The 15,086-nt window shown below is 45.6% G+C and carries 16 protein-coding genes; 10 read left to right on the top strand and 6 right to left on the bottom strand.

Annotated elements, in window-relative coordinates:
- Together IKQ95_01795 and IKQ95_01800 are read left to right on the top strand one after the other, a co-directional pair.
- Nucleotides 1–249, top strand: a 249-nt coding sequence (locus tag IKQ95_01795; GenBank protein ID MBR4195427.1) for a hypothetical protein, incomplete at its 5' end; no start/stop codon positions are given.
- 8 nt (nt 250–257) lie between these two features.
- Complete coding sequence (locus IKQ95_01800; GenBank protein MBR4195428.1) at nt 258–455, top strand: hypothetical protein; 198 nt, start codon at nt 258–260, stop codon at nt 453–455.
- A 6-nt stretch (nt 456–461) separates the two neighbouring features.
- On the opposite strand, the gene IKQ95_01805 is transcribed toward IKQ95_01800, so the two are convergent.
- From IKQ95_01805 to IKQ95_01825, 5 genes are all read right to left on the bottom strand, one after another.
- Nucleotides 462–629, bottom strand: coding sequence for a hypothetical protein (locus tag IKQ95_01805; GenBank protein MBR4195429.1), 168 nt, complete (start codon nt 627–629; stop codon nt 462–464).
- A gap of 140 nt (nt 630–769) precedes the next feature.
- Nucleotides 770–2,434: an Ig-like domain-containing protein gene (locus IKQ95_01810; protein MBR4195430.1), complete on the bottom strand. Its 1,665-nt coding sequence runs from the start codon at nt 2,432–2,434 to the stop codon at nt 770–772.
- Nucleotides 2,410–2,610 (bottom strand): hypothetical protein, encoded by a 201-nt coding sequence (locus tag IKQ95_01815; protein MBR4195431.1) that lies wholly within the window; start codon nt 2,608–2,610, stop codon nt 2,410–2,412. The genes IKQ95_01810 and IKQ95_01815 overlap by 25 nt, the downstream gene beginning before the upstream one ends.
- A gap of 82 nt (nt 2,611–2,692) precedes the next feature.
- Entirely contained in the window at nt 2,693–3,316 is a 624-nt protein-coding gene (locus IKQ95_01820) for a hypothetical protein (protein ID MBR4195432.1), read from the bottom strand.
- Between the two features lies 1 nt (nt 3,317).
- Complete coding sequence (locus tag IKQ95_01825; protein ID MBR4195433.1) at nt 3,318–7,793, bottom strand: hypothetical protein; 4,476 nt, start codon at nt 7,791–7,793, stop codon at nt 3,318–3,320.
- 358 nt (nt 7,794–8,151) lie between these two features.
- Between IKQ95_01825 and IKQ95_01830 the strand changes: the two genes are divergently transcribed.
- The 8 genes from IKQ95_01830 to IKQ95_01865 are packed head-to-tail and all read left to right on the top strand — an operon-like array spanning nt 8,152 to nt 14,256.
- Nucleotides 8,152–9,543, top strand: a complete 1,392-nt coding sequence (locus IKQ95_01830; protein ID MBR4195434.1) for a hypothetical protein — start codon at nt 8,152–8,154, stop codon at nt 9,541–9,543.
- Between the two features lie 52 nt (nt 9,544–9,595).
- Nucleotides 9,596–10,060 carry a type I restriction-modification system subunit M N-terminal domain-containing protein gene (locus IKQ95_01835; GenBank protein ID MBR4195435.1) on the top strand — a complete coding sequence of 155 codons (465 nt, stop codon included), beginning with the start codon at nt 9,596–9,598 and terminating at the stop codon, nt 10,058–10,060.
- Nucleotides 9,988–10,257 carry an N-6 DNA methylase gene (locus tag IKQ95_01840; protein ID MBR4195436.1) on the top strand — a complete coding sequence of 90 codons (270 nt, stop codon included), beginning with the start codon at nt 9,988–9,990 and terminating at the stop codon, nt 10,255–10,257. Before IKQ95_01835 ends, IKQ95_01840 begins: the two co-directional genes overlap by 73 nt.
- A complete protein-coding gene (locus IKQ95_01845; protein MBR4195437.1) occupies nt 10,233–10,691 on the top strand; it encodes an N-6 DNA methylase in 459 nt (152 codons plus the stop codon). Before IKQ95_01840 ends, IKQ95_01845 begins: the two co-directional genes overlap by 25 nt.
- Before the next feature lie 9 nt (nt 10,692–10,700).
- Entirely contained in the window at nt 10,701–11,015 is a 315-nt protein-coding gene (locus IKQ95_01850; protein MBR4195438.1) for a hypothetical protein, read from the top strand.
- Nucleotides 11,012–12,235, top strand: coding sequence for a restriction endonuclease subunit S (locus IKQ95_01855; protein MBR4195439.1), 1,224 nt, complete (start codon nt 11,012–11,014; stop codon nt 12,233–12,235). Before IKQ95_01850 ends, IKQ95_01855 begins: the two co-directional genes overlap by 4 nt.
- Before the next feature lie 3 nt (nt 12,236–12,238).
- Nucleotides 12,239–13,516, top strand: coding sequence for an AAA family ATPase (locus IKQ95_01860; protein ID MBR4195440.1), 1,278 nt, complete (start codon nt 12,239–12,241; stop codon nt 13,514–13,516).
- On the top strand, nt 13,516–14,256 hold the full coding sequence (locus IKQ95_01865; protein ID MBR4195441.1) for a TIGR02646 family protein: 741 nt from the start codon (nt 13,516–13,518) through the stop codon (nt 14,254–14,256). Before IKQ95_01860 ends, IKQ95_01865 begins: the two co-directional genes overlap by 1 nt.
- A 120-nt stretch (nt 14,257–14,376) precedes the next feature.
- Here IKQ95_01865 and IKQ95_01870 read toward each other — a convergent pair whose 3' ends face one another.
- Nucleotides 14,377–14,964: a recombinase family protein gene (locus tag IKQ95_01870; GenBank protein ID MBR4195442.1), complete on the bottom strand. Its 588-nt coding sequence runs from the start codon at nt 14,962–14,964 to the stop codon at nt 14,377–14,379.
- Nucleotides 14,965–15,086: the final 122 nt, after the last annotated feature.

A 15,086-nucleotide genomic window follows, 5' to 3' on the forward strand; every position in this document is an offset into this window, starting at 1 on the left:
GGGGTCAAAACTCAAGACGATTTATGGGGCAAAGAGGGCATCATCACTCAGATAAGCAAGGCTCTGTTGGAACGAATCCTTAACGCCGAGATGGATTTCCACCTCAATAACACAGACGAAGGACGCGCAGCGGGCAACACAAGGAACGGATACGGCAAGAAAACGCTCAAGAGAAAGTGTCATAGAAAAATCTCATACACAGTTTACTTGACAGACCCGCTAAATATAAAAATATCCGAAAAGGAGTGAGTGATATTATGGGCGGTCAGGTTCTTGAACACGAAGGCAAAACTATTTACAACGCGGGTATTAAAGAAGGTATCGCGCTGGGTGAAGAACGCGGAATGCGGAAAGCTAATCTTGAAACCGCCAGACGCTTGCGCGATATGGGCATGAGCGACAACGATATACACAAAGCTACTAATATCTCGTTTGATGACTTGCAAATGCTCTAATTTAAGCTACATATTGCTAATCACCGCGAAAAGATATATTTTATAGACAAACCTCAATGCACCATCGAACAAATTATATACTGCGATGAGAATAACGGCTATTCCATCATCAGGTGCAATTCTAGTGTTTACCGCGAATCTTTTACCGCTGTAGGCATTATGTTTGATGTCCATATCGGCAGTGTCTTCTACCTTTATGGCTCTTGGAAACTTCATCCTAAATACGGCTGGCAGTTCTCTTTCCAGCAATGCATATAAACTCCCCTTTCATCTGAAAAACAGAGGGCAGGATAAGCCTGTCCCCCTGTGTGTTCTTAATATGATTTGCGCCTCAAAAGCAATGCCAGTCCCGGAAAAACGAATGCTAAAACAGTATCTGTGTTCCAAAGAGTATCACATCCGCTACTACTGTTGTTAATAGTCAAAGTGCTAGCCGGGTGAATTGTGTACTCCCATATTGCAACATCGCTGTCATCGCAAGTCTCCCTGTCACCCTTCGTGTACGCAAGAAGGATGAAGTCCGTTGATGAGGTAATACTTTCTCCTAGCGTGATAGATCCCGTGTACTTGAGATTCGGCTCAATCTCAGCACTGGAGGTGGAGATGCAATAGTATATCTCGCGATTTCCGACATCTGCGCTCAAGATTATTGTCTGAGGGCCATCGTATTCACCATTCGGAAGCGAGGCGGACGGAGCGGGCAGGTTAGGGATGCCGGCCTCGTAAACACAGCTCGTTAATGTGGTATCCACCCATTCAGCAAGCGTTGCGCCATCCGGCAGTGATACTTTTCCATCTGTCACCCATATGATTGGCTCGATGGGGTGCGAATCCGTATACTCATTCAGCTCCACCCAATCGCTGGTATCATCATTAGGGTCTTCATGAACATAGTACGTGGTTTTCTCATCCCAGTCTATAGCCCTGTCTTCTGACGTGCCATCAGAGTAATAAACAGTTACCGTTTTAGGCAGGTATGCTTCTATCGCACCATGTTCGACAAAAACATCAGGGATTTCACCAACGCCTATAATAACCTTGCCGCTAGTACTAGCAACAAGACTGTTAGTACGTCTGCCTTCCGCAGTGGTGAAGCTGACAGCGGACACGAACGGGGACACAATCTCTTTATCGTAAAGCGAATCTTGAGCGCGAAGCCATGCCAAAGTTACCTCAGGGTAATGGTTCATACCGATGTTATGCGCGTTTGCGATAAACGTCAATAGCTGGCTTAGTCCGCTGGTTCCGTGAAGCTCGCTCTGGTAATCCGCTGCAGCATAGGTCAGAAGAAACTCCATGAGAACCGGCATATCAGTCCGCAACAATTTTTCCTTCTCTGGTGCTTCCAGATTAAGCGGGACAAAACAATTACTGTCATCCAGCCAACGTACCGCTTTCATGATGTAATATTCTTTGTACGGCCACTGCGGTTCGTTCCATTTTCGCAGAGGATAGACTATCAGCTCAAGCAGTTCTTTCCACTTATTAATACCAGCGTTATTCCAGAATGATTTTAAGTTGTCTCCAAACGCTTTCGTCTCTCCTGTCGTACTGCCATAGAGAATCGACATACAATCACGCAGTGCGCCCTGAATGTTGCCGTCGATAAGGTAGCCCATGTCGAGGTCATGTCCGTCTTTCGCATTGTAGTATTCGCGGGTCATACCCGTCCATTCGCACAGATTCTTGACAAACTCGTCCAGAAAATCGTCCATATACATTTTCTCTCCCCTGCGGAAAAGAAGGTTTGTACGCAACAGCCTGAGATCCAGCCCCCAGACGGTGAACTTGTCGTCAAACGTGAATTGATTGTTGATCACGGAAAGCTGCTCCGCCATCTTTTGATAAACCGAAATGTAGTTGTCTGTATCCGTCTTGTAGAATTCGTTGTCGTGTTTGTTGCCGTCGTTCCCCTCAACGATAGAGCCAGCGTCCGAACCCGGAAGATAATGATCTACACCATAACGCTTGAAATCCATAAATCCGGGAGCCACTCTTGGCACAATATCGTTGCGGTTAATGATGCTATGGATACAGTTGTAGTTTGAGCCGCTCTTCTCCGCTGTCTTCCAGCCGCCCATGGGTGCCTCGACACAGTAAGCGAAAATCTTGTTACCTGAAGCAGCATAGGAATCGACCAAACGTTTGGCCGCAAGATTCGTTGTTGCCCCCGCGCGCGAATATCCTGCAATCCAAAAAACAACATCGCCGCTGGTAATTTCGGAACTTAAATTTTGCTACTCGATATATTTCTTAACTTCGGAAAAAACAATCTGCGCTGCTGTAGAAAATCCCTTGGCTTCACCATCATTTTCCCGTTCCGTACCTAGTGTAACATTGCTTGTCCATTCTCTTTCGTAGTTGGATCCCCGGATTGCAATGGGAATAAGGGTGCGGCCGTATGTCAGAGTCTTTTTCCCGATAGTTACACCTATGCTGTCGGTCTGAGGCCGAACCGTGTTGTAGTAGTTGACGTAAATATCCGATTCCGACACCCCGATGTCCTTCATGTACTGTAGAATGTTCCTGTTCTTGTTAGAATAATCCGCGTCTGGTCCTGTCGCCCCTTCGTTGGAGTAGAAGGCCGCCATTGCCATGCACAGGGAGGCCGTTGCAAGGTGGTTGTTGTAAACATAGGGATCTTCCGCGAAAAAGCCCTCCGAGAAAAAGAACGCCGCCGGTATGTCCTTCATTGCGCCGTTAATAGGTACCTCTGACGGGAAGTTGAAAACGCCTCTATACAGCTTGTAAGCCGTACCACTAACCGTATACCCTCCGCTGACTTCCGTCATTGCCGCAAAAGATGGCATAGCCGAAAATGTCATGGCCATCGCCAGCAGCATAATAATAAACTTTCTCACCTTAGTGTTTGAACCTCATCATCATGCCTGAAAGCGCAAGAAGCATTAATACTCCCTGCACAGCCCCGCAGCCACTGCCAGAACTGCCTACACCGATAACCTGCACAGTTTCAGAGTCTGAACCTGCCTTAGTGTCGAACGTCAAAATCTTCTCATCACTCCATGTTAATCCGTCCGATGATGTCTGAACGGAAATGCTGTACTCTCCCTCAAGAGTCTTTCCGGCAATCGTGCTTACTGTTACGGTGATTCTGTCAGTCGCAACAGTCCCGGCATCTGAAGGACTCATCGTGATGTTAAGCAGGTCATCAGCCGCCGCTCCGAAGATATACGCCGATGATTTCATAGTTACATTACCTATCCTCCACAGCACAGGCGAGGAAGCCTCAACAACATAGCTGCGGGTGATTACATCATTCACGAAATTTCCCGCAGGTGCTTCACCGGGAACATCGCCAGTATTGCCGCCGGGGTCAGTGCTGTCATCCTTCGGGGTCTCAGGAGCAGTAGTGCCGCTGCCGGGCCTCTCGTCAAGCATATACTCAACTGATGAGTCTCCGTCAGTAACAACAAGCCTCAGATTCTTTCCGTTCTTTATCTCTTCCTCGTTTAGTATGAACGTGAAGTATATGCTGTCGCCCTTCGCTATAACAGGTAACATCTCACTTTCAAAAACTACCTCATAATCGCCGTCATCATCAGTGAAATCCATCACAATATCCGCCCAAATATCACTACGGACATCATCACTATTGTAGAGCAATGACACCGCGAACTCACTCTCACCGTCAACCATCTCTGAGAAGTCCGTCTCGTCATTCCAGTCTTTCCACATCGTCCAGTCATCATATTCATCATCAGACTCAGCCGATGCTAAGAATGCTGCAACTTGTGCGGTCTTCTTCACGCTTCTGGCCTTGTACTTCATTACAAAGTCTTTCGCTATCATCTGGGCTGAAGTGTCAGTGCCGTGCGAGATTCCGAACGGAAAATACCCTGTGTTGTTGCCTTCAGGAGTCTTCGTTGTCCACGCTTCATGCACCTCATCAATCTTGTTATCGGGATCAATCACAGCGTAGAATTCATACGCCCCCTGTGAAAGTGCCGGAACATTATCCCAGTTGAAGCGGACTAATGCCTTGTTGTTCTCCGTACCTTTCGTCCAGCCTCCTATAGTATTACTGCCTGGTACAGGTTCGCCGATTAATACACCATTCTCATCACTTCCGGCCTTCCTGTAGTACAGCTTCATAGGAACAGTGAGACTCTTTGCTCCGTCTGATGGCAGAAAGCTGGCGTTGTAGATTGGAATCTGAATCTCGTAGCTCAGTCCAGGGTAAATGATGTTGTTCGCATAGGAGGCAAGAGTCTTGCTGTAAATTCGGACTCCTCTGAGCTTCATTGCGTTGCGTTCAGTGCGCGGGAGAATCTGCTTTGACTTTCCGATTTCCTGCTTGCCTTCAACAAACACATACCTGTCGGGCATTACCAGCGCAGGGTCAGGCTTCTTCCAGTAAGGAGAGTCAGAACCCCAAAGTTTTGCGGTATTAGGAAGGTCGGTAACAGCAAATCCGGCCGTCATTATCCCGCTTTCATCAACGTAAAAATCAAACTGTGAGCTGAATGTTACATCGCGCCAGTCAAAAGCCTTGCTCGGATCTGGGTAAACTACTTCTATTTCCTCCGTGCTGTCAAACTTCTTGCTGAATGTCTCAGTGTTCGTATTTGGGCGCATGTCTGATGATTTTCCGAGAAGAGTCTTCAGAGTCCCCGCTACTTTTGAGAACTGGCTGTATGATGTTACCTGCCGCGATTTACTCTCGGATTTACCCGTTGAGGTCGTAACACTGGCCTTGTGCTTCTCCTGATTCGTTGAATACGAGATAGGCATCACTTTTGGGATTAGGCTGAATTGCCGCGATGAATATCCCGGAATCGTGCTTAATGTTGTTGGATATGAGAAGAGATTTCCTTCCTCGTGTGCAGGCTGGTAGAGAGGATTCCCCGCGTTAGCTCCCTGCCTCGCGAATGTGGCCTTGCTTGATCCTACAGAAGGCTCGTCCGGCGCAATTATGGTCAGGTATAAATCTCCTGAAGCGGCCTTTGCGCTGCCGTTCTGGAGATCGCCTATTATCCATGATGGCACAGGCTTCTTCAGAGAATAACGCCACACATGAGTCTTCGTTACATAGAAAAGCTGTGAGTCATTCTTGCCGGCCTCGATCGTGTTTGTGTAGCCTAATGACTTGCTCGCGTTGGTGAGTTTGGTCTCAGTAGCCTTGATTTTGTCGGTTAAGTTATCAATAAGCCCGCTGATTTTGTCGCCTGCTGTCTTGCTGCCAGTCAGAAAATTTGCCGCGAGCTTTACTCCGCTTTTAACGCTGTCCATTGTCTCAGAATCAACATCTATACCAAGCGGGCCGAATGCCTCAAGTGTCGATGTCGCCTCAAATTTTGTGTCCTTTGCGTCTGTTGTCTTGCCTGAACGCGAGTATGTCGTCTTCGCTGATGACTCGTAGTTGAAGTTCATCGGCCATGCCTGCGGGTAATTCCAGAACTCAAGCGGTATAGTGTCGAGATGATACGGGGGAGCCTGAATTAGTACGGCTGGTGTCCAGCGGTCAGAGACTACCACGTGCGAAGGCTCGCCGAGTTCAACTCCCTCATGAAGGAAGTCGTCAGCAACAAGCCCCATTCCGCACCCGCCTTTGTTCCTCAGAACGTTAGTGCTGTAATAGCTGATGTTAGAATAACTGCTGTCCTTCGGCCACGTTATAAAGAAATTTCCATCTGCGTTTGTGATGTTGCTCCATTCTTTTGCAGTATCCTGAATAATAACAGCTACCTCATCACACGTGCGGTATTTCCCCATTCTTCCCATAAAAGGCCCGGCAACAACAGAGAATCTTGATGGGAAATATGGATACTTGACTGAGAAATCTGCCGTGTAATGGTCAGGAACTCCTTCGCCAGCGTAAAACAGGCTGAAAAAATAGCCTCTGTTTCTATCAACATGGAACGATGATATATCCGGCCCGCCTAATACAGGCTGTATTGATCCTTTGTTGCAGTACCAGAATGTTATATAGCCCTGAGTATGAAGCGTTTTCTCCGAATGCCCTAAGTAGCCTGAAAAGAGACCCGGACTCCACGAGAAATGGCCAACCCCGACAAAAACAGCAAGCTCCGTTTTTCCGTCCCCGTCAATGTCAGCCGCAACAGGTTTCAGCCATGCTACTGTTTGAGTCTGATAGTAGCCTGATGTGCTGTGATAATTCCAGTCCTTTACCGTTTCTGCGCTCTTGAATGCTCCGTTTGTCCATTTGCAGATTTTTACGGCTGCACTGCCGCGAACCTCATCAGCAGTTACACTCCGACTATCGGCTTTGACGCTGGTCTCACAGGTCTTATACACAACAGCAAGCTCCGTCTGTCCGTCCCCGTCAAAATCTCCGGCGGCAACCTCTGCGACAGGATACGACAATATTCCGTTGATACTGCCATAGTAGAAATTTTTAGCCTTGTAAACAGTTTCGCTCGCGGTTTTTGTGGCCTCAAGTGCTCCGCTGCTGTTCAGGCGTATAGTGTAGACAGTGAGATATACTTCTGATATTGTTGATGTTACTACTGCCACCTGATTAGTTATTCCTTCGCCCGTGAAATCACCGACAGCAATTTGTACCGAAGAATAACCCGTGCCATTGACAATATCGCGTATCTTCAGAGGTGTTGCGCTGAATGTTGCTTTACCTTCGTCATCTTCCGCAAGCCTAAAGAATGAAATGTCCGTTTTGCACTCCGAACTGCTGCCGCCGCTTTCAAAGGTTCTATGCGTTGCAAATTCCGTGTCAACTGCATGAGCCACAACGAAATATTCCTCTTTTGAGCTGTTGCGGTTAACCCTGAGTCCGCTCTTCACGTCAGTAAGATACGACGGGCCGTAAGTGCTGCGTTCAAGTGTCGTCTTGATTACATCGCCTACCTTCGTGAACGTGGGATTAGCCGTGCCTTTCTGCTCAACGAGAAACATACGGGCATTAAAGCTAGGTATCTGCTGGCTGTCTCTTGCTGTGTCGCTGTGAAGGAACAAATATCTTCCTTTGCCGTTAGCTGTGAGGTACTGTGCAGTTACAGGGTGAACACCGGCGTGATTCAGTGCCGTATCTATCCGTATGTCGCTGCCGAATGAGCTTGCCATATTGGAGTATGCGCTGAGTTCCTTTCCATCGTTCTGATAGGAGCTTAAACGCCAGCCTAATTCGCCTTTCGTGCCGCCTATTGTGGGAAGAACAAGGGCTGAATATTTCGGTATGCTAGGTTTTGCGCCGTTTGTTTCCCGCATAATGTCGTGAATATCATCCAAAGCCTTGCCGTTGATGTCAGTCTTCAATGGACTTACTGCTAATGCTTCCAGTGATGACGCTGCCAACAGCATGGCCGATATTGCCGCTATGATACATTTTCTTGTAATGTTCATGTGTTTATAACCTCCGAAAATATGCACACATTATTTCTTGACACAATAAGTGAATCATGTGCCGTTCTTGCGCGCTCAAATCTTCAGAGCTGGCGGAGGTCTTACCCTTTTTACGCGGTCAGTATGTGAATCCTGCTTCGGGGAATAGGAATAGCCTGAGTCCTGAGTCCTGAGTCCTGAGTCAATTAGGAGCATGGTCAAAAGATTTTGTCAAGGATAATTTTTACGATATTGATGATGATTATCTCAGGCAACATTCAGCAACTCCCTCAGTTTTGGCTTGAATATATTTTACACCATATATTTATGACAAAATTAAATCTGAAAGTGTCATAGAAAAATCTCATACATAGTTTACTTGACAGACCCCGAAATCCTCGAATATTTTACCTCATCGGTGCAAATCGGAATGACAGCGACTCCCCGCGAAACGAAGTACATATCGAACATAAATTACTTCGGTGAACCAGTTTACTGTTACAGCCTGAATCAGGGGATCGAGGACGGCTTCTTAGCCCCGTTCCGTGTGATTGAACCGCGCATGAATATATCTGACGGCTGGAGACCTGAGCCGGGACAATGCGATATTTATGGGAATGAGATAGAAGACCGAATCTATAACAACCTCGATTATAATTACAATATAATAATTCAGGACAGGACAAGGGCAGTAGCGGAAAGAGTGACCGAATACTTAAAGCGTAATGGACGAAAGACGCGGACAATAATATTCTGCGCGAATGAAGACGCAGCCGAAAGAATGCGGAAGGAAATGGCGAACTTGAACGCTGATATGATGAGGGAAAATCCCGATTACGCAGTGAGAATAACTAGCTCTGACAATTACGGGAAGAGCAAGCTGGAATATTTCACGTCAGTAGATGCAGAATATCCAGTGATAGCGACCACGTCAGAATTGCTTTCAACAGGAGTTGACACGAAAACAGTCGGACTAATAGTGCTGGACAAAAACATATCATCAATGACGCAGTTCAAGCAGATAATCGGGCGGGGAACGCGAATCAGGGAGGACAAAGGCAAGCTGTCATTCACGGTGATGGATTTTCGGGGAGTCTCGCGTCTGTTTGCAGACCCAGAATGGGATGGCCCAGTAGATATTTCATCAGACTTTGACCCGGAAGCAAAATCGCCCGAAACCCGCAGGACTCAGACTCACAGAGTCAAGCCCGTAGTTGACAGTGATGGTTGTGAAGTAGAAATTGTTTCCGAGACCGTATCAATATATGATATAGTGGGAAAATTATTGCGCCAAGAAAATATTATTGATTACACCCGGCGCAATATTCGCGGAGAATTTGCCGACCTTCAGCAGTTTATATTACGATGGAACAATGTCGCGAAGAAGCAGGAAATCACCGAGTTATTTAAGAATATGGGCATTGACTTTGATGCACTCAAGAAAGAACAGAATATGCAGGATACAGATGACTTTGATTTTATCTGCTATGTAGCGTTCGGTCAGAAGCCATTGACGAGAGCGCAAAGAGCCGAGAAAGTGAAGAGCAGTGATTTTTTCAGTAGGTACAGCGGTTCGGTGCGTGAAATTCTTGAGGCATTGTTAGACAGGTATGTGAATTACGGAGTCACAGATATAGAAAGACGGGGAGTGCTGAAAATGGAGCCGTTCACGAAGTACGGGAAACCCTCTAAAATAGCCTCGTTATCCACGGTGAAACGTTACAGCGAATTGCTAAAGGAACTGGAAAATCTAATATACATGGCAGGCTGATAGAATGGGAAGTCTTAACGGAGTAATCAAGAACATACGGAACTATATGTGAATGGATTCGGGCATAAGCGGAGATGCTCAGAGAATCGAGCAAATATCGTGGCTTTTGTTCCTGAAAATTTATGACGCAAAGGAATCGGACTGGGCATTTGATGATGAGAATTACGAATCAATAATCCCTGAAAAATTCCGCTGGCGAAACTGGGCAAAAGGCGATAAATCTCCGACAGGTGATGAGCTTCTTCATTTTGTCAATGATGAGCTGTTCCCTGCGCTGAAAAATATACCCGTAACAGCGTCAACAGACATACGAAAGTCAATAGTGCGCTCGGTATTTGAGGACACAAACCAGTACATGAAAGACGGAGTACAGCTCTACAAAGTCGTAAAAGAAATTGACGGAATAAATTTCGACAGCTACGAGGAGTCCACGCCTTTACGGAAATCTACGAGATATTTTTACGCGAGCTTCAGAGCGCGGGCAGTGCCGGAGAATTTTACACGCCGCGGGCCGTAACAGACTTCATTGCGGAGAAAATCAACCCTCAAATCGGTGAGTCATGCGCGGATTTTGCCTGCGGTACTGGCGGTTTCATCACAAGCTGGTTAAAAGCGCTCAAGCCGAAAATAGTAACCACATCAGATCAGGACAAATACGACTCATCAGTTCACGGCGTGGAGAAAAAGCAATGCCCCTATATATCTTGTGCGTAACAAATATGTTATTGCACGACATCGACAGCCCCGACATCAGGCACGGAAACTCACTCGGCAATAATATTCTTGACTACACCGACACAGACCGCTTTGACGTTATCATGATGAACCCGCCCTACGGAGGCAGCGAGAAATCAGACATCATGAATCATTTCCCGAAAGACATCAGAAGCTCCGAGACCGCAGACTTGTTCATGGCCTTGATCATGTATCGCCTGAAAGAGGGAGGAAGAGCCGCCGTAATCCTGCCTGACGGATTCCTTTTCGGGACTGACAGCGCAAAGCTCACGATAAAATTGCGACTCCTTCAGAGCTTCAGCCTTCACACGGTTATACGGCTTCCGGCGACAGTTTTCGCGCCCTACACGAGCATAACGACAAACATACTATTTTTTGACCGCATCGGAAAGACCCGCGAGACATGGTTTTAGCGACTCGACATGCCCGAAGGCTACAAGAATTTCAGCAAGACAAGCCCGATAAAGCGCGATCATTTTTCCCCCGTTGATGAATGGTGGCAGGATAGGCGCGAGATTCAGAACGACGGCGGAACGTTCAAGAGCCGGAAATATTCAGCGGACGAAATTGCAGCGGGGAATTACAGCCTTGACCTTTGCGGGTTCCCGAATGACGAGAAAATCATAATGACCCCTGAAGAGACAATACGGAGTTTTATCCGGGAGCGTGAGAGGCTCGGCGGAATTGTTGACGGGAAAATAGCTGAGATAATGAGGCTTCTTGAGGTGAGCGAATGAAGTTAGCGGAGGATTTGCGGAGGTCAGTATTGCAGGCGGCTGTAGAGGGAAAATTGACGGGAGGGAGTCGGGAGGGCTGGCGGTTTGTTCGGCTTGATGAGATTGTAGCGAAAAGAATAAAGCGCGGGAAGTCTCCTAAATATGCGCCACATAGCAACACGCTTGTATTTGCACAGAAATGTAACACTAAGCGGGGAAATATTGATTTGTCGCTTGCGTTGTATCTTGACGAGTCGACAATAGGGAAATACCCTGAGGAAGAATTTATAATTGACGGAGATATAGTCTTGAACTCTACGGGCCGAGGAACATTAGGGCGCGTAGGACAGTACCGAATAACAGACAATCCGCAAAATATTCCGTTAGTCCCGGACTCACACGTTACAATAATTCGTCCCAAGCAAAATATATCAAGCGAGTATATCTGCTATATACTGAAAAACTATCAGCCATACATAGAAACGCTCGGAGAAGGCTCAACGAAGCAAACGGAATTAAGCGCAAAGAAAATCGCAGGACTCATAATCCCCCTTCCGCCAATCGACGAACAACGCCGTATAGTCTCACGCCTTGACGCAATCCTGCACCTTATCGCCGAGCTTGAGTCAGCAGAGAACGAACTCGAAGCCTTAGAGCGGAGATTCCCCGGCGACATGAGAGACTCGCTTCTTCAGGCAGCAATCGAGAGACGACTCACAGGAAGCAATACGGATAACTGGCGGTATGTTCGGCTAGGTGAAATTATCATCAAATACATTGGCGGGGGGACTCCTGATAAAAGCAATCCTGAATATTGGAATGGTAATATCCCCTGGATGTCGGTAAAAGATTTCGCAGGAGTTAAAGACGGATTCATAGAAGACACGATAGACCACATATCAGAACAAGGCCTCGAAAACAGCGCAACAAATCTCATCATGCCGGGAGCGATTATTATGTGTATGCGTATGGGACTGGGAAAATATGCGAGACTGAAGAAACCTACAGCGATAAATCAAGATTTGCGGGCAATATGGCTTTCTGAAGATGTATTAGCGGATTACTTTCTGTACTTCTATTCCACGCTCAAAATAGAAGGCACAGGAACAACGGTTAAAGGCATAAAACGCAATGAGCTTCTCTCATACATAATCCCCCTGTCGCCAATCGACGAACAGCACAAAATCGTAGCGCGTCTGAATGAATTATTGCCGCTGTGTGAGGCTATGAAAGGAGAATAAATGATGCAAATCAACAAAATCAGGCTTGTGAATTTTCGCGGTATGGAAGATTTGACTGTAGAATTTTCTCCCGGTGTAAACGTCATAATTGGCGACAATGGCGCGGGCAAATCATCACTGTTGAGTGGCATATGCGTTGCGCTCGGAGGCTTATTAGGTAATCTTTACATACAAGATATTAACGCTTCCCAACAAATTGAAGATGAAGATATACGTATGACTTCAGTTTTAGTTGGCGATACAACTGAAAACACAGAGAAACATTTTCCTGTAACAGTTGAGGTTGATTTGATGCTCTTTAATGGGCAGCAACGCTATGAAGTTGCAAAAGAAAACATGTTGTCTCCTTCGATTATGAGAGTTCCCTATCTGCAAAATAACATGCGGGAAGCAATAAGTAATCCGGCGATAAAATTACCCTTGTTAAATTATCAGAGTGCTGAGAAAAAATTTGTTCCTAAAACACAAAGCGCAGATGTAATAAAACTTAGAAATCCAGAGCGCAAGGAAGGATATAAAAACGCTTTCTCAGGTACATCGGATTTTCCTGAGATTTTAGACTGGTGTACTCAAATGGACTATTCTGAATATAGACTTAAACATGAAGTAAGAGAATACAGAAATTTTAAGTCTATAATCTCAAAATTCATGAAGGAACTAATAAACTTAAAGACTGCGCCGCGGGTTGATTATGCCGCAGCGATAGGTCAACTTATGTTTTACAATGGCTCAAACGGAGAGGCTATAAATATTTTGAGTGTCGGTTATCAAAACGTTCTCTGCATGATGATGGATCTTGCCCGCAGGACTGTTTTGTTAAATCCCACAATGGACGAATTGGAGACGCTTGAGGGTGTAGTAATCATCGATGAGATAGATATGCACCTTCATCCTAAATGGCAGTGGAAAATACTTGACGCACTCAAAGCGACGTTCCCGAAAGTTCAATTTATTGTGGCAACTCATTCGCCTATGATAATTTCTTCAGCTAAGGACGCAAAACTTATCAAAATGATAAACCCAAACGAAATTGAGTATCTGACAAGCGCATACGGCTATAATATTTCTGATGTAGTTGAACTGCGTCAGGGAAGTACTGAACTTCCGCGACAAGCCAAAGAACTCAAAAACGCACTTGAAAACAGTATAGATGATGGTAATTTTGAAAAAGCAGAACAATTAGTCCGTGAAGCTGTAGAGATTTTCGGGGAAAATTCATCGCCTGCAAGAGAAATGAGAGATTTTCTTGATGTAAACCGTTGGATTGAGGAGGCTGAATAATGATTTTTATTGAGAAGACCCAACCTTCACAAGAAATTACAGACGCATTGAACCAAGCCAAAAGAGATTTCAAAATTCAATCACCCGAAGAAGCTGCGGTTGCGTTTGACAGTTTAACTAAACGAATAAAAGACCTAATCTGGGACAGCCTTATAGAAGAACAGCATGGTCTATGTGCCTATTGCATGAAGCGAATAGAGAAGAGCGACCCTGATAAAATGACAGCTACAACTATAGAACACTATAAGCCTAAGTCCAGATATTTTGACTTAACGTTGGATTATAAAAATATGCTGGCAGTATGTTCAGGCGGAAGGGGAAAAGACAAAGGGAGAAAATGTCTGTGCTGCGATGCCTCGAAAGGAGATAGGGAAATAAAGATAAATCCCTTTAGTCGCAGTGATATGGAAAAAATCAGGTATAGGTCAGATGGAACTATTTTCACTAAGCCTCTGGATAAAGACTTTGAGCGAGATATTAATAAAACATTAAAATTAAACGGTGAAAGAGATAATAACGGTAATATGCTCAACAATACTTCCACAGAATTGGTGAAATGTCGGCGAGAAGCTTATAAGAATCTTTTTCTAGCTTTTGTAAAAGGTCTAAAAAGCAAAAACAAACTCAGTCGCAGAAATATCGAAAAAAGAATCCATGAATTAGAACAAGAAGAACCCTATAGAGAATGCGTGGGGGTAGTTATCTATTTTCTAAAACGAGAACTTACAAGATATGACTAGAGAGCCACTAGAGAAGGAAATCGAGCGACTTGAAAATAAAGCTATATATGATAAGTTTGCAAGAGTCGTAATTTATTTTCTGGAGAAGAAACTAAAATAGGTGTAATAATTCTCAATTTTTTATTTTCGCAAATGTTCCGTGTTATTCTTCTCCAGCTTTGCACGGTATATAGTAGTAATGCTAATGCCAGTAATTCTCTCAACCTGTTTATAAGAGTGTGTCTCTAATAGTTCCAGCGCGTGATCCAGCTGCACAAGGCTAAACTTCTTTGGGCGGCCATCCTTGAAGTCTGCGTTCTGTCTCGCTATTGCTTTGCCCTCTTGCGTCCTCTGCACAATCATGTCATGCTCGAACTCGGAGAAACTCAGCATGATGTTTCGTATCAGTCTGCCCGTGGGCGTGTCGTCGATGAGCCCCATGTTCAGTACCTCTACGATTACGCCACTTTCACCGAGCGTTTCTAGCAACTGTACTCCCTGAATGAGACTGCGAGCAATTCTGTCTAATTTAGTGATAATGAGCTTGTCGCCACCTTCAATGACCTTCAATAGCTTGTCAAGCTGAGGACGGTGTTCCGATTTGCCACTGAAAACATCTTTGAAGATTTTGACAGCCCCAGCCAGTTTTAGCGCACAGACCTGAGCCTCCATAGAATTGCCCTCGCATGCTTGACCCATAGTACTCACTCGCGCGTAACCGTAAACCACGCAAACCAACCTCCTGTGATGAATAAAACTTTTGACAATGCGAACACCGAAATTCTACAACGCCCGGCGCGAATTTTCAAAAGTGGTCAGTTCGGGTGAAATTATCCAGCCCTAAAAAAATT

The organism is Synergistaceae bacterium (assembly GCA_017540085.1).
Taxonomy (GTDB): Bacteria; Synergistota; Synergistia; order Synergistales; family Aminobacteriaceae; genus JAFUXM01.

Coding starts and splice junctions, on each gene's coding strand:
- IKQ95_01800 (MBR4195428.1), top strand. CDS start 258: ATGGGCGGTCAGGTTCTTGAACACGAAGGCAAAACTATTTACAACGCG.
- IKQ95_01805 (MBR4195429.1), bottom strand. CDS start 629: ATGGACATCAAACATAATGCCTACAGCGGTAAAAGATTCGCGGTAAAC.
- IKQ95_01810 (MBR4195430.1), bottom strand. CDS start 2,434: ATGGATTTCAAGCGTTATGGTGTAGATCATTATCTTCCGGGTTCGGAC.
- IKQ95_01825 (MBR4195433.1), bottom strand. CDS start 7,793: ATGAACATTACAAGAAAATGTATCATAGCGGCAATATCGGCCATGCTG.
- IKQ95_01835 (MBR4195435.1), top strand. CDS start 9,596: ATGGATTCGGGCATAAGCGGAGATGCTCAGAGAATCGAGCAAATATCG.
- IKQ95_01845 (MBR4195437.1), top strand. CDS start 10,233: ATGCCCCTATATATCTTGTGCGTAACAAATATGTTATTGCACGACATC.
- IKQ95_01850 (MBR4195438.1), top strand. CDS start 10,701: ATGCCCGAAGGCTACAAGAATTTCAGCAAGACAAGCCCGATAAAGCGC.
- IKQ95_01855 (MBR4195439.1), top strand. CDS start 11,012: ATGAAGTTAGCGGAGGATTTGCGGAGGTCAGTATTGCAGGCGGCTGTA.
- IKQ95_01860 (MBR4195440.1), top strand. CDS start 12,239: ATGCAAATCAACAAAATCAGGCTTGTGAATTTTCGCGGTATGGAAGAT.
- IKQ95_01865 (MBR4195441.1), top strand. CDS start 13,516: ATGATTTTTATTGAGAAGACCCAACCTTCACAAGAAATTACAGACGCA.